This is a genomic window from Mesorhizobium sp. 8 (assembly GCF_006351905.1).
GTDB classification, from domain to species: Bacteria; Pseudomonadota; Alphaproteobacteria; order Rhizobiales; family Rhizobiaceae; genus Mesorhizobium; species Mesorhizobium composti.
Genome location: NZ_CP040914.1, coordinates 2,528,950 through 2,546,082 on the forward strand (window position 1 = coordinate 2,528,950; position 17,133 = coordinate 2,546,082).

At 65.5% G+C, this 17,133-nt stretch carries 14 protein-coding genes; 6 read left to right on the top strand and 8 right to left on the bottom strand.

Annotation, left to right across the window (positions count from 1 at the left end):
* Positions 1-56 precede the first annotated feature (56 nt).
* Entirely contained in the window at positions 57-1,022 is a 966-nt protein-coding gene (locus FGU64_RS12260) for an NAD-dependent epimerase/dehydratase family protein (protein ID WP_139953513.1), read from the top strand.
* A 61-nt stretch (positions 1,023-1,083) separates the two neighbouring features.
* Here the strand turns inward: FGU64_RS12260 and FGU64_RS12265 are convergent, their stop codons facing one another.
* The 3 genes from FGU64_RS12265 to FGU64_RS12275 all read right to left on the bottom strand — a co-directional run bounded on the left by FGU64_RS12265 (position 1,084) and on the right by FGU64_RS12275 (position 5,728).
* The gene (locus FGU64_RS12265) at positions 1,084-1,242 is read right to left on the bottom strand and encodes a DUF3309 family protein (RefSeq protein ID WP_136357183.1); all 159 of its coding nucleotides are present in this window, start codon (positions 1,240-1,242) and stop codon (positions 1,084-1,086) included.
* A gap of 96 nt (positions 1,243-1,338) precedes the next feature.
* Positions 1,339-4,518, bottom strand: coding sequence for an efflux RND transporter permease subunit (locus FGU64_RS12270; RefSeq protein ID WP_139953514.1), 3,180 nt, complete (start codon positions 4,516-4,518; stop codon positions 1,339-1,341).
* A gap of 58 nt (positions 4,519-4,576) precedes the next feature.
* The gene (locus tag FGU64_RS12275) at positions 4,577-5,728 is read right to left on the bottom strand and encodes an efflux RND transporter periplasmic adaptor subunit (RefSeq protein ID WP_139953515.1); all 1,152 of its coding nucleotides are present in this window, start codon (positions 5,726-5,728) and stop codon (positions 4,577-4,579) included.
* Between the two features lie 410 nt (positions 5,729-6,138).
* On the opposite strand from FGU64_RS12275, the gene FGU64_RS12280 reads away from it, so the two are divergent.
* The 3 genes from FGU64_RS12280 to FGU64_RS12290 all read left to right on the top strand — a co-directional run bounded on the left by FGU64_RS12280 (position 6,139) and on the right by FGU64_RS12290 (position 10,054).
* On the top strand, positions 6,139-7,143 hold the full coding sequence (locus FGU64_RS12280; RefSeq protein WP_139953516.1) for an iron ABC transporter substrate-binding protein: 1,005 nt from the start codon (positions 6,139-6,141) through the stop codon (positions 7,141-7,143).
* A 278-nt stretch (positions 7,144-7,421) separates the two neighbouring features.
* Positions 7,422-8,975: an iron ABC transporter permease gene (locus tag FGU64_RS12285; protein ID WP_246671108.1), complete on the top strand. Its 1,554-nt coding sequence runs from the start codon at positions 7,422-7,424 to the stop codon at positions 8,973-8,975.
* A complete protein-coding gene (locus FGU64_RS12290) occupies positions 8,972-10,054 on the top strand; it encodes an ABC transporter ATP-binding protein (protein WP_139953518.1) in 1,083 nt (360 codons plus the stop codon). The genes FGU64_RS12285 and FGU64_RS12290 overlap by 4 nt, the downstream gene beginning before the upstream one ends.
* Positions 10,055-10,219: 165 nt before the next feature.
* Here FGU64_RS12290 and FGU64_RS12295 read toward each other — a convergent pair whose 3' ends face one another.
* The 5 genes from FGU64_RS12295 to FGU64_RS12315 all read right to left on the bottom strand — a co-directional run bounded on the left by FGU64_RS12295 (position 10,220) and on the right by FGU64_RS12315 (position 15,361).
* Complete coding sequence (locus FGU64_RS12295; RefSeq protein WP_139953519.1) at positions 10,220-11,275, bottom strand: sn-glycerol-3-phosphate import ATP-binding protein UgpC; 1,056 nt, start codon at positions 11,273-11,275, stop codon at positions 10,220-10,222.
* 5 nt (positions 11,276-11,280) lie between these two features.
* Entirely contained in the window at positions 11,281-12,129 is an 849-nt protein-coding gene (ugpE, locus tag FGU64_RS12300) for a sn-glycerol-3-phosphate ABC transporter permease UgpE (RefSeq protein WP_139955366.1), read from the bottom strand.
* Between the two features lie 34 nt (positions 12,130-12,163).
* Positions 12,164-13,048 (bottom strand): sn-glycerol-3-phosphate ABC transporter permease UgpA, encoded by an 885-nt coding sequence (ugpA, locus tag FGU64_RS12305; protein WP_139953520.1) that lies wholly within the window; start codon positions 13,046-13,048, stop codon positions 12,164-12,166.
* Between the two features lie 175 nt (positions 13,049-13,223).
* Positions 13,224-14,531, bottom strand: a complete 1,308-nt coding sequence (gene ugpB / locus FGU64_RS12310) for a sn-glycerol-3-phosphate ABC transporter substrate-binding protein UgpB (protein ID WP_136357167.1) — start codon at positions 14,529-14,531, stop codon at positions 13,224-13,226.
* Between the two features lie 149 nt (positions 14,532-14,680).
* Entirely contained in the window at positions 14,681-15,361 is a 681-nt protein-coding gene (locus tag FGU64_RS12315) for a TlpA disulfide reductase family protein (RefSeq protein WP_139953521.1), read from the bottom strand.
* A gap of 45 nt (positions 15,362-15,406) precedes the next feature.
* Here FGU64_RS12315 and argH point away from each other — a divergent pair, with 45 nt between their 5' ends.
* On the top strand, positions 15,407-16,807 hold the full coding sequence (gene argH, locus FGU64_RS12320; protein WP_139953522.1) for an argininosuccinate lyase: 1,401 nt from the start codon (positions 15,407-15,409) through the stop codon (positions 16,805-16,807).
* Positions 16,808-16,906: 99 nt separating this feature from the next.
* A complete protein-coding gene (locus FGU64_RS12325) occupies positions 16,907-17,119 on the top strand; it encodes a hypothetical protein (RefSeq protein WP_139953523.1) in 213 nt (70 codons plus the stop codon).
* Positions 17,120-17,133: the final 14 nt, after the last annotated feature.

Sequence of the window (17,133 nt, forward strand, 5' to 3'; positions counted from 1 at the left end):
CATTCACAGACGACAGGATCATATCGGGGCTCCCAACACAAGAACGGAGCAAGCAAATGACCAGCATCGCCATCCTCGGCGCCAACGGCCGGCTCGGCCGCGTCGTCGCCAAAGCCTTCATCGAAGCCGGCTATGACGTCAGGGCCGTTACCCGCAGCGGCAAGCTGCCGAGGGAACTCGGCAAGACGACCGCCGTGGCAGCCGATGCGCTGGATCGTGCCGGCCTGATCGCCGCGACGGCGGGTGCCGACATCGTCTTCAACGGGCTGAACCCTGTCTATTCCGACTGGAGCACGGCCTTGCCCATGGCTGAAAACGTCATGGCGGCCTGCCGCGCGAACGGCGCGCGGCATCTTTTTCCCGGCACCATCTACAATTTCGGCCAGCCGATGCCGCCATTGCTGAGGGAAGACACGCCGTTCCTGCCGACCACCGAAAAGGGCCGCATTCGCGTCGCCATGGAGGCGCGGTTCCGCGCCGAAGCGGATGCGGGTCACGTCCGCACCGTCCTGCTCAGGGCCGGCGATTTCTTCGGCGGCACCGGCACCGGCGGCTGGTTCGACACAGTGATGGCGTCCAAGGTGACCAATGGCACCTACACCGCTGCCGGACCGGTCGATCTGGTGCATGAATGGACCTATCTGCCGGACCTGGCGAACGCCTTCGTCGCGCTGGCCGAAAACCTCGACAGGCTCGGCGCCTACGAGGCGCTGCATTTCCCCGGTCACCCTGTCACCGATCTCGAGATGAAGGCGGCGATGGAAAAGGCGGTCGGACGGCCGCTGAAACTATCCGCGCTGCCGTGGTGGGTGCTGCGCGCCGGCGGCCCGTTCGTGCCGATGTGGCGAGCGCTCGTCTCGATGTCCTACCTGCGCTTCGAGGAGCACAGGCTGGTCTCCGACCGGCTGGAGGGCATCATCGGGCCGATCCCGCATACGCCTCTGGAGCAAGCGGTAGCGGCGGCGCTGGTCGACCTCGGCATAGAGGTCGACGGAATCGACTACCCCGCGCGAGCCGCCTGAGCAGCAAAAAGGCGGCGCAAGCCCGGCTCGCGCCGCCTTTCGATCCGGTCGAAACAGCCGGTCAGATCCGGCCCATCAGAAGCAGGACGATGACGATCACCAGGATGACGCCGACGATACCGGACGGGCCATAGCCCCAGCCGCGCGAATAGGGCCAGCTCGGCACCGCGCCGATCAGGATCAGGATCAAAATGATGATGAGAAGGGTGCTGAGCGTCATTGAAAGGCCCTCGCTTGAAGTGTTGCAATGGCACAACAATGCGAAAGGCCGTCCGGGAGTTCCCGGACGGCCCTGTCTATCAAGAAGCTCAAGCGTCTATTCCGCGGCCTTGGGGAAGGCCGAAGCCGGCTCGCCCGCAGACTCCTGCGCTTCTTCAGGCGCGGTCGAAACCGCCCCCTTGCCGCGCCTGAACAGCCGGCTCCACAGACTGCCCCGCTCGCCTTCCTTGCGCTTGGCGCGTGTGAACACCATCAGCATTGACGGCGTCACGATCAGCGTCAGCACCGTGGCGAAGGACAGGCCGAAGACGATCGCCGAGGACAGCGAGATCCACCATTGCGTCGACGGCGCATTGATCGTCGTCTCGTGGTGGAAGATCTCCAGCCCGAGGCCGAAGGCGATCGGCAGCACACCGAGGATCGCCGACACCGCCGTCAGCACGACGGGACGGGCGCGCTCGCGGCAGGTCTGCAGCACCGCCTCCATCTTGTCCCAGCCTTCTTCCCGCAACCGGTCGTAGGTGTCGATCAACACGATGTTGTTGTTCACCACCACGCCGGCCAGCGCGATCACGCCGATGCCCGACATGACGATGCCGAAGGCCTCGCCTGTCAGGAGCAGGCCTAGGAACACGCCGATCGTCGCCATGACGACACACGACAACACCAGCCACACACTGGTGAACTTGTTGAACTGGGCGAGCAGCACCAGGAAGATCAGGAAGATCGCCGCGCCGAACGCCTTCGACAGGAAGGCGGACGCCTCCGCGCTGTCCTCGTTCGAACCGGCAAGCTTCCAGCGCACGCCTTCCGGCAGGCCCATGTCGGCCACCGCCTTGGTGACCTCGGCCTGCACGGCCGCCACTTGGCTGTCGCCGGCGACGTTGGCCTGCACCACGACGGTACGCGCCCCGTCGATGCGGTTCAGGATGCCGACGCTGGCCTCCGGCTTGCGGATGACGAAGTTGGAGATCGGCACCGAACCCTGGCTGGTCTGCACGCGCAACTCGTCGAGCGTCGACAGCGTTCGCCGGTCCTCGGGCAGCCTGAGCCGGATATCGACGGCGTCGTCGGCACCGGCCGGCCGGTACTCGGACAATTTCAGCCCGTTGGTCACGAGCTGCACGACATTGCCGACCGCATTCGGGCTGATGCCGTACTGCGCGGCCTTGGCGCGATCGACCTCGAGCGCCCAGTCGATGCCGGGCGGCGGCAAGCCGTCGGAAATGTCGATGACGCCCGGAACCTTGGCGATACCCGCCGCGACCTTCCGCGCTATCTTGTCCAGCCCTTCGGGATTGGCGGCGGAGAGGCGGATCTGGATCGCCTTGCCGGTCGGCGGACCGGCCTCCGGCACGCGCACCTCGACGTCGACGCCCGGAATGCCGGCCATCGCCTTGCGCAGGTCGTCGAGGATCTGGTTGGCGGGCTTGCGCTCGCGCCAGTCGACGAATTCGTACTGGATGACGCCGACGACGTCCTCGGGAATGTCGGCGCCGCCTCCTTGCGTCTTGCCGACGCGCGTATAGACCGACTTCACGCCCGGCCAGCCGAGCAGCCTGTCCTCCGCCGTCTTCGTCGCAGCGTCCATCTCGGCGAGCGACAGGTTGCCGCGCGCATGGACGTAGAGCAGGCCGTAGTCGGGCTCGACATTGGGGAAGAACTCGACGCCCGCGCCATACTTGCCATAGGCCATGAAGACGCCGACCAGCAACGCCACCGTGAGCACGCAGACCGTGATCGGGAAGCGCACCGCCTGCTTGACCACGGCCATGTAGAGGCCGTCGCGGTGCTCTTCCTCGCCATGCGCCGGTGCCTTGGCGAACTTGGCGCCCAGCGTCGGCGTGAACACAAGCGCATAGAGCATGGAGGCCGCCAGCGTCACGATCAGCGTGATCGGCAGATACTTCATGAAGTCGCCGACGATGCCCGGCCAGAACAGCAGCGGCGAGAAGGCGGCGATGCGCGTCATGGTGGCGGCGATGACGGGGCCGGCCATGCGCTTGGCGGCCAGCGCGAAGGCTTCCTCGCGCGGCATGCCCTCGCCCATGCGCCGCTCGGCGAATTCGGTGACGATGATGGCGTCGTCCACCAGCATGCCGACCGCCAGGATGAGCGAGAAGAGCACGATCATGTTGATGGTGAAGCCCATCAGGGTGAGCATCAATATGCCCATCAGGAAGGATGACGGGATCGCCAGCCCGATCAGCAGCGAGGCGCGGCCCGACAGCGCATAGAGGATGACGATGAAGACCAGGATGACGGCGATCATCACATGGTTCTGCAGGTCGGTCAGCAGCTGGTTGACAAAGACCGACTTGTCCTGCGTGTAGGTGACTTCCATCCCCTGCGGCGCGGTCTTGACGAAAGCGTCGGCGACGGCCTTGGCGCCCTCGATCGTCTGGACGATGTTGGCGCCGATGCGCTTCTTCACCTCGATGGCGATAGCCGGCTTGCCGTCGAGGCGCGTGATCGTCTCGGCATCCTTGAAGGTCGAGCGGATGGTGGCGATGTCCTTGGCCTGCACCACTGCGTTCGGCCCGGCGATGACCGGCAGGTTGGCGACATCTTCCGGCGTCTCGATCAGTGACGGCACCTTGACGGCGTATTTGCCCTCCGAGCCCTCGATGTTTCCGGCCGCCACCAAGCTGTTGGAGGCGCCGACGCCCTGCATGAGCTGGTCGAGCTGCAACCCGTAGGACGACAGCTTGACCGGATCGACCACCACTTCGACGAGATCGTCGCGGGCGCCCTGCAAGTCGCCCTCGAGCACGCCCGGCACCTCCTCGATGCGGTCGCGCAACTCGCGTGCGGCCGCCGTCAGCACCCGCTCCGGCACATGGCCCGACAAGGTGACGACGAGCACCGGGAATTCCGAGACGTTGACCTCGTTGACGGTCGGCTCCTCGGCCGCCTGTGGCAGGTCGGCCTTGGCGTCCTGCACCTTGGAGCGTGTGTCCTGCAGGGCGGTCGCCAGGTCAACCGACGGCTCGAACTCGACGAGCACGTAGCCACCACCCTGGAAGGCGGCCGAACGCATCTCCTTGAGCCCTTTGAGGCTCTTGAGCTTGGTCTCCATCGGTCGAAGCAGCAGGCGTTCCGAATCCTCCGGCGAGATGCCCTGGTAGACCAGGCTGACATACATCATCGGGATCGGAACGTCCGGCTCGGCCTCCTTCGGCACCGACTGGTAGGCGAGCGCGCCCGCCAGGATCAGGAACAAAAGGACCGAGATGGTCAGCCGCGCGTTGCGGATGGCAAGTCTGACGATATCCATGGGTCAGATCCGGTTGAGAGCGACGCCCGCTCGAACGGAGCGTCGCTCTGGATTCGGTTTATTGCGTGCTGGCCGCCGCGTCGCCGACCAGCGTCTTGATCTCTTCTGCCGTAGCCTCGACCGGCTGCACCACGTCACCCTCTGCGACCAGCGCCTGACCGGCGACGATCACCTTGGCGTCGGCGGGAATGCCGCCCAGCACGAGGCCCTTCGGCGTGTCGTCGACGAGGTCGATCGGGTAGAAGACGACCTTGTTGTTTTGGTCGACGGCACGAATGCCGAGGTCACCCTTGTCGCCCAGCGTGACGACGGAGCGCGGCAGCACCACGGCATCGGTCGGCTCGGCCGAAAGCGTGATCTCGGCGGTCATGCCGGCGGGAATGGAACCGTCGGCATTGGGAATGGCAACCTCGACGCGGAAAGTGCGCGTCGCCGACGAGGCGTCGCGGCTGATGTAGCGCACGGTGCCCTCGGCCGTGCGGCCGCTGACCAGGCGCACGGCCGCCTTGTCGCCGATCTTGAGGTAGCCGAGGTCGCGCTCGCTCACCTCGCCGCGGGCGATGACCGGGTCGAGCGCCAGGATGGTGGCAACCTCGCCGCCCTGCATGACGGCGCTGCCGAGTTCGACCGGGATACGGTCGACGACGCCGTTGAACGGCGCCTTGACCTCGTTGCGGTCGAGTTCGGCTGCGGCGGCGTCGAGCCCGGACTGCGCGGCGGCGAGGTTGGAGCGCGCCGTGTCGAGCTGCAGCTTCGGCAGGTTGCCGCTCTTGGCCAGTCGCTCGGCGGCGCTGAGTTCGGCCTGGCGCTGGGCAAGCAGGGCCTTGGCGTTGTCGACGGCCGAAATCTTCTCCTCGGCGGCAAGCATGAGGATGAGGTCGCCGGTCTTGACGCGGTCGCCCTGCTTGACCGGCAGCTTGTCGATGATGCCACCGACGCGCGTCGCCAGAACGGCACGCTTGTCGGCTTCGGTCAGACCCGAGATGCGGATGGCGCGGGCATGTTCGTCACGCGGCGGCTTGACCACCTTGACGATGCGCGCCGGCGCCTCCTCGGCCTTCGGCTGCTCTGCCTTCTGGCTGCCCTCGGCGGCCTTCTCGTCGCCGCCAGCGGCGCTGCCGACGGAGGAGAACGTGCCGGTGGCGACCCAGGCAGCGAAGCCGATGAGCACCACAATGGCCGCAAGCTTGTGAAACCTGAATTTCGACATCGTTGTTGTCCGTTGAGTGGCCCCAATGGCCATGCACACGTCGCGGTCATATGGGTTGTGTGCGACGGCATTCAAATCGCCGTGATTGGCGAAGGGCGCCTTCTACAGGAAAGTGACGGCGCTATACAGTCGAAATTGTCGGGGAAACGGCCACAGACTTAACCCGCAAGCCGTTGATCATCGTTCGGTTTGCGCCCGTTCGCCCTAATTTTGCGGCGGCGCGCAAGGCTTTTGTTCCATTTGGCAGCAGCCGTCAGGAATGAGAACACGTACGGCGATTTATGGCGATCTTCGCCACGACCAGTCTCCCTCGGCGGCCGACCGGATGCCCGCAAGATAATCTTGACTGATGTATTCAGGTATTGATAAGGGTGCCGCCACGCCAACGTCGGCGTGCCAAGGAGACCTTGATGAGATCGATCCTTTCCCCCTTCTGCGGAGCCGTGCTCGCCGCAGTCCTGCTCACTGCGCCGGCGAATGCCGACGACGAAGGCATCGTCGTCTACAACGCCCAGCACGAAAGCCTCGCCAAGGAATGGGCCGAAGGCTTCACCAAGGAAACCGGCATCAAGGTGACGCTGCGCAACGGCGGCGACAGCGAATTCTCCAACCAGATCGTCGCCGAGGGCGCCGCCTCGCCCGCCGACGTCTTCCTGACGGAAAACTCGCCGTCCATGGTGCTGGTCGAAAATGCCGGCCTGTTTGCCCCGGTCGACGCCGACACGCTGGCGCTGGTGCCGGAGAACTATCGCCCGGCCAGCGGCAAGTGGATCGGCATCGCCGCGCGCAGCACGGTGTTCGCCTACAACAAGGACAAGCTCAAGGAAGACCAGCTGCCGAAGTCGCTGATGGATCTGGCCGACCCGAGCTGGAAGGGCCGCTGGGCCGCCTCTCCCTCGGGCGCCGACTTCCAGGCCATCGTCTCCGCCGTGCTCGAACTCAAGGGCGAGCAGGCGACCGCCGACTGGCTGAAGGGCATGAAGGAAAACTTCACCGCCTATCGCGGCAACGGCACGGTGATGAAGGCCGTCAACGCCGGTGAGATCGATGGCGGCGTCATCTATCATTATTACTGGTTCGGCGATCAGGCCAAGACCGGCGAGAACAGCAAGAACGTCGCCCTGCACTACTTCAAGAACCAGGACCCCGGCGCTTTCGTTTCGCTCTCCGGCGGCGGCGTGCTGGCTTCGAGCAAGCATCCGAAGGAAGCCCAGGCATTCCTGAAATGGGTTGCCGGCAAGGGCGGCCAGGACATCCTGAAGAACGGCACTTCCTATGAATACGCCGTCGGCGTCGGCGCCGAGTCCAATCCCAAGCTCGTCCCGCTGGCCGATCTCGACGCTCCCAAGGTTGAGCCCTCCATGCTCAACGCCAAGAAGGTCACCGACCTGATGACGGCGGCCGGCTTGCTTTAGCCGGCGTTCCGCCTAAAAGGGCAGCGCAAAGGTAGGTCCGGGAAAACACGAAGCGGGTTTTCACCCGGACCTGCGTCAAGACAAGGAAAACGATCGTTTCGGCGCTTCCGTGGCATTCCGAAACGATCCAGCCACTCCCGGCGGATATCCGCCGGGATAGCCAACCGAGAAACAGATGAGCATTCGCCGCATATCCGGCCGGGTCGTCCGCGCTCACGCCGCCATGGCAGTGCTGCCTGCGCGGACGGTCTGACCTGATGGCGGCGCAGGCGGATTCCATGACGACGGGTTTCGCCGCCTCACCGCCGCGCGCCCGCCGCCCGCTGCCTTGGATAACCGCGGCCGCGGTCTTGGTGTCGGCGCTGGCGCTCGTGCCTCTGGCCTTCATCATCTGGATCGCCATCCAGACCGGCTGGGCGACCACCTGGGCTCTTGTGGTACGCCCGCGCGTCGGCGAATTGCTCGTCAACACCGCCCTGCTGGTTCTGCTGACCGTGCCCGTCTGCGCCGTCCTGTCGATCGCGCTCGCCTGGTTGACCGAACGCACCGACCTGCCCGGTGCGCGCCTGTGGTCGCTGCTGGCGGTGGCGCCGCTCGCCATCCCGGCCTTCGTCCACAGCTACGCCTGGGTGACGATGCTGCCCGGCTTCCATGGCCTGCCGGCCGGCGTGCTGATCTCCGTAATCGCCTATTTCCCCTTCCTCTATCTGCCGGTGGCGGCAAGCCTGCGGCGACTCGACCCGGCGCTGGAGGACGCCGCCGCCTCCCTTGGACTCGGCCCCGCGCATGTTTTCCTGCGCGTAGTGCTGCCGCAGTTGAGGCTCGCCGTCTGCGGCGGCTCACTACTGGTCGGCCTGCACCTTCTGGCGGAATACGGCCTCTTCGTCTTCGTCCGCTTCGATACCTTCACCACGGCCATCGTCGACCAGTTCCAATCCACCTTCAACGGTCCGGCAGCGACCATGCTGGCCGGCGTACTCGTTGCCTGCTGCCTGGCGCTGCTCGCCTTCGAGATGCTGGTGCGCGGCGAGGAGCGCTACGCCCGCGTCGGCTCAGGCGCGGCGCGCCTGCGCCCGCCGAGCCGTCTCGGCCGCATGACGCTGCCGGCGCTCGGTTTGCCCCTTCTGGTCGCGCTCCTGTCCCTCGGCGTGCCGCTCGTCGTCATCGCCCGCTGGCTGGCCGCCGGCGGCATTGCCGTATGGCGTATCGATGAAATCGGCCTCGCGCTCGGCCAGACCCTGTTCCTGGCGCTCGCCGGCGGCCTGCTCGCCACCGTCGCCGGCATCCCCATCGCCTGGCTGTCGATCCGCGCGCCCAGCAAGCTGCAGCGCGTGCTGGAAGGGCTGAACTACACGGTCGGCGCGCTGCCCGGCGTGGTCGTGGCGCTGGCACTGGTGACGATCACCGTCACCGTCATGCTGCCGCTCTACCAGACGCTTGTGACGATCCTGATCGCCTATGCGCTGATGTTCCTGCCGCGCGCCATCATCTCGCTGCGCGCCTCGATCGCGCAGGCGCCGATCGAGCTGGAACGCGCCGCCGCCGGCCTCGGCCGTCCGCCGATGAGGGCCCTGTGGGCGACGACGATCCGCCTTTCGGCGCCGGGGGCTGCCGCCGGCATGGCGCTGGCCGCGCTCGGCATCACCAACGAACTGACCGCCACCCAGATGCTCGCCCCCAACGGCACGCGCACGCTGGCACTCGCCTTCTGGGCCTATAGCGGCGAGATCGACTATGCGGCCGCAGCGCCCTATGCCGCGATCATGGTGGTGCTTTCGCTGCCGCTGACTTTCCTGCTCTATGCACAATCGAAGCGGATGGCCGGACGATGAGCTTCCTCGACCTCGCATCATTGACCAGGAGCTACGGGCCGGTGCGGGCGCTGGCCGGCATCGACCTCGCCGTCGAGGCCGGCACCCGTACGGCGATCGTCGGCCCGTCAGGCTGCGGCAAGACCACGCTTCTGCGCCTGATCGCCGGCTTCGAGGCGCCCGACAGCGGGCGCATCGTGCTCGATGGCGAAACCATGGCCGATGGCGCCGCCTTCGTGCCGGCGCACAAGCGCGGCATCGGCCTCGTCGCACAGGACGGCGCGCTGTTCCCGCATCTTTCCATCGCCGACAACATCGGCTTCGGCATGGCGCGCGGCGAGGCAGGCCGCGCCGAGCGCGTCGCCGAGCTCGCCTACATCGTCGGGCTCGACAAGGCGATCCTGAAGCGACGGCCGCACGAGCTGTCCGGCGGTCAGCAGCAGCGCGTGGCGCTGGCCCGCGCCATGGCCTGCAAGCCCCGGCTGATGCTGCTGGACGAACCCTTCTCGGCGCTCGACACCGGCCTGCGCTCCTCAATGCGCAAGGCGGTGGCCGAACTGCTCGAAAATGCCGGCATCACCACCATCCTGGTCACCCACGACCAGGCCGAGGCATTGTCCTTCGCCGACCAGGTGGCGGTGATGCGCGAGGGCGCCTTTTCGCAGGTCGGCACGCCGCGCGACCTTTACCTCAGGCCGAAGAACCGCATGGTCGCCGAATTCCTCGGCGACGCCATCGTCATTCCGGCGCGTATCGCCGGTGGCTTCGCGCAATGCTCGCTTGGCCGCATCGCCGTCGACAGCGCCGACCGGCGCGACGTGGCGCGCATCATGCTGAGGCCCGAACAGGTGCTGTTGAAGCGCACCTCCAGCGAAGGCATGTCCGGCACCCCCGACATGCTGTTCGCGGAAGTCACGGAGATGGAATTCGCCGGCGCCGTCTGTACGGTGGCGGTCAGGCTGCTCAACAATCCCGATCCGCCCGACGCCGCGGCCATCGGCTCGACGCCCCTCATCTTGAAGAAGCCAGGCATCGAAGCGCCCGCCGTCGGCGAAGTGGTGCGCGTCAGCGTCACCGGCACCGCGCATGTGCTGGAGTGACTGGTGCGTCCTTCGAGGCTCGCTTCGCTCGCACCTCAGGATGAGGGAGGTCCGCGCCCGGCAACTGGCTGAAGGCGTAATCGGTTGTTGTGATGATTTCGGCTCGCGCTATGGACCCTCATCCTGAGGTGCGAGCGAAGCGAGCCTCGAAGGACGCACGACAGATCAGATCCGTTTGCCGGCCTGATCGAACCAGTGCAGGCTTTCAGCCGTAGCCACGACCCGCAAGTTGTCGCCGGGCTGAGCGGTTGCGCGACCGGCTACACGCACGACGATACTTCCGCCGGCGGCGGCGCAATGGAGAAAACTTTCGGCACCCACCGGCTCGACCGCTTGCACGGTCGCCGGTAGCGTCACCGAGCCGGCCGGCACCTCGCCGTTTGCCGCGACGTCGGCATCCTCCGGCCGGAAGCCGATTGTTACGGCCTTGGCCGGCGTGGCAAGCCCGGTCGCGCTGCCGTCGGCGAATGACGTCCCGTCGCCGATCAGGGGCAGCAGATTCATCGGCGGCGCGCCGATGAAGGAGGCGACAAAGGTCGAGGCCGGCTTCTCGTAGACATCGAGCGGCGCGCCGATCTGCTCGACCAGCCCGGCATTCATCACCACCAGCATGTCGGCCAGCGTCATCGCCTCCAGCTGGTCATGGGTGACGTAGACGGAGGTGACGCCGAGCGAGCGCTGCAGGTTCTTGATCTCGACCCGCATCTGGCCGCGCAGCTTGGCATCGAGGTTGGACAGCGGCTCGTCGAACAGGAAGACCTTGGGGCTGCGCACGATGGCCCGGCCCATGGCGACGCGCTGGCGCTGGCCGCCAGAAAGCTCGCGCGGCCGCCGGTCGAGCAGGTGCGAAAGCTCAAGCGTCTCCGCCACGTCCTTCACCCGCCGGTCGATCTCGTCCTTCGGCGTGCCGCGGTTGCGCAGGCCATAGGCCATGTTGTCGTAGACCTTCATATGCGGGTAGAGCGCATAGTTCTGGAACACCATGGCGATATCGCGCTCGGTCGGGCCGATCTCGTTGACTTTCCTGCCGTCGATCGAGCAGGTGCCCGACGAAATCGCCTCCAGCCCCGCGATCATCCTGAGCAGCGTGGACTTGCCGCAGCCCGAGGGGCCGACCAGCACGCACAGCGCCTTGTCCGGAATGGCGATGGAGACGCCCTTCACCGCCTCGACGCCGCCGGCATAGACCTTCTTCACGTCCTTGAGGTCGACTGTCGCCATGAACGCTATTTCTCCGATTCCACCAGGCCGCGCACGAACCAGCGCTGCATCAGCACCACCACCAGAATCGGCGGCACGATGGCGAACATGGCTGTGACCATGACGAGGTGCCATTGCGTGTCGGCGTCGGCGAACGACACCATTTTCTTGAGCGCAATGACGATGGTGTTCATGTCGTTGCGGTTCGTCACCAGCAGCGGCCACAGGTACTGCGTCCAGCCGTAGATGAAGAGGATGACGAACAAGGCCGCGATGTTGGTGCGCGACAGCGGCAGCAGGATATCGAAGAAGAAGCGCCACGGCCCGGCGCCGTCGACGCGCGCGGCCTCCACCAGTTCGCCCGGAATGGTCATGAAGAACTGTCGGAACAGAAGCGTCGCCGTCGCCGAGGCGATCAGCGGCAGGATCAGCCCGGCATAGGTATCGATCAGGCCGAAATCGACCATCACCTTGTAGGTCGGCAGGATGCGCACCTCGACCGGCAGCATCAGCGTGATGAAGATCAGCCAGAAGAACGCCATCCTGAGCGGGAAGCGGAAGAAGACGATGGCATAGGCCGACAGGATCGAGATGGCGATCTTGCCGATGGCAATGCCCAGCGCCATCACCGTGGTGTTGAACAGGAGCGTGCCGACGCCGACCCCGCCGATGCGCCCTACGCCGCCGAACAGGGCTTCCGTATAGTTGGCGAAGAACTCACTGCCCGGCAGCAGCGGCAGCGGCGGGCGCAGGATCGTCTGCAGCGTGTGGGTCGAGGCGACGAAGGTGTAGTAGATCGGGAAGGCGACGACGAGGATGCCGAGGATCAGCACGGCGTGGGCGATGTAGATGCCGGTCGCCGACTGGCCGATCATCAGCTTGTCGTGCCCGCTTGCGGGCGCTTTCCGGTCAGCCATAGTGCACCTTCCTTTCCACGTAGCGGAACTGGATGGCGGTAAGCGCTATGACGATGACCATCAGGATGACGGACTGGGCCGCCGAGGAGCCGAGCAGGAGATTGACGAAGCCGTCATTGTAGACCTTGTAGACCAGCGTCTCGGTGGCCTTGCCTGGCCCGCCGCCGGTCACCGCGTGGACGATGCCGAACGTATCGAAGAAGGCGTAGGTCGTGTTGATGACCAAAAGGAAGAAGGTGGTCGGCGCCAGCAGCGGGAAGACGATCGTCCAGAACCGCTTGGTCTCGCCCGCGCCGTCGATCGCCGCCGCTTCGATCAGCGATTTCGGGATCGCCTGCAGGCCGGCGACGAAGAACAGGAAGTTGTAGCTGATCTGCTTCCACGACGCCGCCACCACCAGCAGGATCATTGCGTCGGTACCGTCGAGAACGGGGTCCCAATGCAACCCCAGCCGCCTCAAAAGCACGGCGACGGAGCCGATGGACGGGTTGAACATGAACAGAAACAGCATGCCGGCGATGGCCGGCGCGACCGCATAGGGCCAGATCATCAGCGTGCGGTAGAAACCTTTGCTGCGCACCACCTTCTCGGCCATGACGGCCAGCAGCAGCGCCACGCCCATGGCAACGGCGGCGGTGGCGACCGAGAAGACCACCGTCACCTTGATGGAATTGACGTAGGCCGGCTGTGACAGGACCTTGGCGAAATTGTCGAACCAGACGAATTTCGATTTCAGCCCGAACGGGTCTTCCTTCAGCATCGACTGGTAGAGCGCCTGCCCCGCCGGCCAGTAGAAGAAGATCAGCGTGATGGCGAGCTGCGGCGCCACCAGCAGATAGGGCAGGATTTTGTTCGGGAAGACGACGCGCGGGGTCATACGTGATCCTCCCCCCTCGAGGGGGAGGTGCACGCGAAGCGGGCGGAGGGGGGCACCGCGAAAGGCACCGCCTCTAGGGCCTCGCCCCAAAAGCGCTGGCACACGTCCACAATGACCCCCTCTGGCCGCTCAGCGGCCATCTCCCCCTCGAGGGGGGAGAAATCGCCGGCGCCGCTCAACCCCCGGTCGCTTCCTTGATCGCGGCGTTGCCGCGCTCGACGGCATTGTCGAGCGCTTGCTGGGCCGTTTCCTTACCGGCCAGCATGTTCTCGAACTCCTCGTTCTGGATGTCGCGCACCTGCGGCAGGTTGGGCAGGCGTACGCCCTTCGAGTTCTCGGTCGGCTCCTTGCCCATCATCTGCAGGATCGGCGTCTCGCGGCCGGGATTCTTCTCATAGAAACCCGACTTTTTGGTCGCCTCGTAGGCGGCCAGCGTGACCGGCAGATAGCCGGACTTCTCATGCAGGTACTGCTGCACGTCCGTCTGCGAGAGATAGGTGAAGAAGGCGGCGATGCCCTTGTACTGCTCGTCGGTCTTGCCGCCGAACACCCACAGGCTGGCGCCGCCCGGCGTCGTGTTCTGCGGCGCGCCCTTGGCATCGCTGTCGTAAGGCAGCTGGCCGATGCCGTAGTTCATGCCCGACTTGACGATATCGCCGAGGCCGCCCGACGATTCGGTCATGATGCCGCATTCGCCGGCGAGGAAGAGCTGCTTGGCTTCCGAAGTGCGGCCGCCGTACTTGAACGTGCCGTCCTTGGCGAGATCGGCGAGCGCCTGGAAGTGGTTGACGTAGATCGGCGCGTTGATCTTCAGTTCCGGCGTGCCGCCTTCGAGGCCGTTCTGATTGGTCGCCCACGGCACGTTGTTCCAGGCGGCGAAGTTCTCCAGATGGATCCAGGTCAGCCAGGTCGAGGTGTAGCCGCAGGCCGCCGCACCGCTGGTCTTGATCTTCTTGGCCATGTCCCAGACCTCGTTCCAGGTCTTGGGCGGCGTGTTCTCGTCGAGCCCCGCCTTCTTGAAGATGTCCTTGTTGTAATAGAGGATCGGCGAGGAGGAGTTGTAGGGGAAGGACAGCATCGTGCCGTCCGGCTTCGAATAATAGCCTACGATGCCCGGCAGGTACTGGCTCTTGTCGAACTTCATGCCGGCGCCTTCCAGCACCTCGGCCACCGGCTTGACCGCGCCTTCGGCAGCCATCATCACGCCGGTGCCGACGTCGAAGACCTGGATGATGTCGGGCGCCTGCTTGGCGCGGAAGGCAGCGATGCCGGCGTTCAGCGCTTCCGGATAGGTGCCCTTGAAGACCGGGACGATCTCATAGTCTTTCTGGCTGGCGTTGAAATCCTTGGAAATCTTGTCGACCACCTCGGCATTGGCGCCCGTCATGGCATGCCACCAGGTGATCTGCGTCGCGGCAAACGCCGTCGTGGTGGAAAACAGGGTCAACGTGGCGGCGGCGGCCGCAAAGCCGTGAAACTTCATGTCTCTCTCCCGATCTGTCATTGGCGAAACGTGTTCGCGACGGCAAGTATCGGCGGATTGTGACAGGTGCGCAATAGTTCTGTTAAGACTGCGTGACCTTTCACACAAAGTTCGGATCGGTTTCGTTTGAGCGGCCGGCAGAGGACCGCTCAGTTTTCGAGCGAGGCTTCGATGAGTTTGCGGGCATCCGGGCTCGCCCATTCCGCGGGGCCGTTCATATGGCCGATGAGGCAACCTTCGCCGTCCACCAGCATCGTGACCGGCAGACCGAGCGCCAGTCCGCGTTGCTTGACGTCGTTGAAGACCCCCATGGAGGCGTCGCGATAATAGCCGAGTGTCTTGATGCCGATGTCGGCGAGGAACTTCTTCGGCTTGGCGTCGTCGCCGGTGTCGACGTTGACGGCGACGACCTCGAAGCGATCGCTGCCCATCTCCTTTTGCAGCGCGTCGAGCGCCGGCATCTCGGCACGGCAGGGAGCGCACCATGTCGCCCACAGGTTGAGCAGCACTGTCTTGCCTGTGTGACCGGCCAGCGTTATCGGCTTGCCGTCCGGTCCCTCGAAGGAAAGGCCCTTCAGCGACTGCGGCGGATCGGCCGGCAGCAGCGCCGCCACCTCCCCGGTGGCCGAGGCGGCCACGGTCTTCGCCCTGTCGGCCTTGGCCGCGCAGGCGGCATCGTCGGGACCGGAAGCGGCGGCGACCGTTTCGAGCGCCGTGTTGCCAGACCCGCTCTCCCTGACATATACCGCGACCGCGCCGGCCAGCGCGCCGGCGACCAGCGCGGCGAGCACCAGGCGCGGGGCCGGGAGAAGGTTTTTGCCGTTTGCCATGGTCCTGATGTCTTCCGAAACGGTTTGGTCGAGCGGGTTATAGCGATGGGTGACGATAAGGCCAGCAACCAGATGTGGGGCGGACGTTTTGCCTCGGGTCCGGCCGCGATCATGGAAGCGATCAACGCTTCCATAGACTTCGACCGCAAGCTCTACGCGCAGGACATCCGCGGCTCGCTCGCCCACAGCGAGATGCTGGCGCAAACGGGCATCATTTCGGCCGCCGATCAAGAAAAAATCGCTCACGGGCTGAACACGATTGCGAAAGAGATCGAGGCCGGCACCTTCGCTTTCTCGAAGAAGCTCGAAGACATCCACATGAACATCGAGGCACGCCTCGCCGAACTGATCGGCCCGGCGGCCGGCCGCCTGCACACGGCGCGTTCCCGCAACGACCAGGTGGCGGTCGATTTCCGCCTCTGGGTGAAGGACGAATTCAACCGCGTCGCCGCAGCGCTCAAGGACCTGATCGCCGCCTTCCTCGACCGCGCCGAGGAACACGCCGCGACCGTCATGCCGGGCTTCACCCATCTCCAGACCGCGCAGCCGGTGACGTTCGGCCACCATTGCATGGCCTATGTCGAGATGTTCGCGCGCGACCTGTCGCGCGTGCGCGACGCCATCGAGCGCATGGACGAAAGCCCGCTGGGCGCCGCAGCGCTCGCCGGCACCGGCTTTCCGATCGACCGCCACAGGACGGCCAAAGCGCTCGGCTTCCGCGAGCCGACCCGCAATTCGCTCGACAGCGTCTCGGACCGAGACTTCGCGCTGGAGTTCCTTTCCGTCGCCGCTATCTGCGCCACCCACCTGTCGCGGCTGGCCGAGGAGATCGTCATCTGGTCGACGCCGCAATTCGGCTTCGTGCGGCTGTCGGACCAGTTCTCGACCGGCTCGTCCATCATGCCGCAGAAGAAGAACCCGGACGCCGCCGAACTGGTGCGAGCCAAGACCGGCCGCGTCAACGGCCACCTGATCGGCCTGCTCACCGTCATGAAGGGCCTGCCGCTGACCTATTCCAAGGACATGCAGGAGGACAAGGAAGCTGTCTTCGACACCGCCGAGACGCTCGACCTGATGCTGGCGGCGATGACCGGCATGGTGCGTGACCTGACCGTCAACGAGGCAGCCATGAAGAAAGCCGCCGGCTCCGGCTACGCCACCGCCACCGACCTCGCCGACTGGCTTGTGCGGGAGCTCGGCCTGCCCTTCCGCGAGGCGCATCACGTCACCGGCCGCGCCGTGGCGCTGGCCGAGAGCAAGAAGATCGGGCTGGAGAAGCTGTCGCCGGAGGACCTGCGGTCCATCCATCTTGGCATCACCGCCGATGTCTTTTCGGTGTTGGCGGTGAAGAACTCGGTCGCCAGCCGCAAGAGCTTCGGTGGCACCGCGCCGGCGGAAGTGAAAAAGCAGGTCCGCGCCTGGAAGAAGCGGCTCGCCAAAGCATGAGGGCGGGGTGCATTTAATTGCAAACTCGGCTATAGCCGGATCGGCCATTGCGCAGCGGCGCATTGCTCACGTGTACAGGCAGAACGGACGGACGCAGCGATGACCGCAGGCAGGATATTCACGGCGCTGGCGCTCGTGGCAACCGTGGCGCTGGTTTCAGCCTGCGGCCGCAGGCCGGGGCAACTCGACACGCCCTACGAGGCGGCCGTGCAGGCCCGCAAGGATGCCGAGAAAGCCAAGAAGCCACTGCCGCCGGAACCCGCGCAACCGGAGACCGACAAGCCCTTCATTCTCGACAGACTGATCCAGTAGCGTTTCCGGACCCT

Excerpts from the sequence above, each read along its gene's own strand:
- ugpB (WP_136357167.1), bottom strand. The coding sequence starts at position 14,531 with ATGAAGTTTCACGGCTTTGCGGCCGCCGCCGCCACGTTGACCCTGTTT.
- FGU64_RS12285 (WP_246671108.1), top strand. The coding sequence starts at position 7,422 with ATGACGACGGGTTTCGCCGCCTCACCGCCGCGCGCCCGCCGCCCGCTG.
- FGU64_RS12280 (WP_139953516.1), top strand. The coding sequence starts at position 6,139 with ATGAGATCGATCCTTTCCCCCTTCTGCGGAGCCGTGCTCGCCGCAGTC.
- FGU64_RS12275 (WP_139953515.1), bottom strand. The coding sequence starts at position 5,728 with ATGTCGAAATTCAGGTTTCACAAGCTTGCGGCCATTGTGGTGCTCATC.
- argH (WP_139953522.1), top strand. The coding sequence starts at position 15,407 with ATGGGTGACGATAAGGCCAGCAACCAGATGTGGGGCGGACGTTTTGCC.
- FGU64_RS12265 (WP_136357183.1), bottom strand. The coding sequence starts at position 1,242 with ATGACGCTCAGCACCCTTCTCATCATCATTTTGATCCTGATCCTGATC.
- FGU64_RS12290 (WP_139953518.1), top strand. The coding sequence starts at position 8,972 with ATGAGCTTCCTCGACCTCGCATCATTGACCAGGAGCTACGGGCCGGTG.
- FGU64_RS12270 (WP_139953514.1), bottom strand. The coding sequence starts at position 4,518 with ATGGATATCGTCAGACTTGCCATCCGCAACGCGCGGCTGACCATCTCG.
- FGU64_RS12325 (WP_139953523.1), top strand. The coding sequence starts at position 16,907 with ATGACCGCAGGCAGGATATTCACGGCGCTGGCGCTCGTGGCAACCGTG.
- ugpA (WP_139953520.1), bottom strand. The coding sequence starts at position 13,048 with ATGACCCCGCGCGTCGTCTTCCCGAACAAAATCCTGCCCTATCTGCTG.
- FGU64_RS12295 (WP_139953519.1), bottom strand. The coding sequence starts at position 11,275 with ATGGCGACAGTCGACCTCAAGGACGTGAAGAAGGTCTATGCCGGCGGC.
- ugpE (WP_139955366.1), bottom strand. The coding sequence starts at position 12,129 with ATGATCGGCCAGTCGGCGACCGGCATCTACATCGCCCACGCCGTGCTG.
- FGU64_RS12260 (WP_139953513.1), top strand. The coding sequence starts at position 57 with ATGACCAGCATCGCCATCCTCGGCGCCAACGGCCGGCTCGGCCGCGTC.
- FGU64_RS12315 (WP_139953521.1), bottom strand. The coding sequence starts at position 15,361 with ATGGCAAACGGCAAAAACCTTCTCCCGGCCCCGCGCCTGGTGCTCGCC.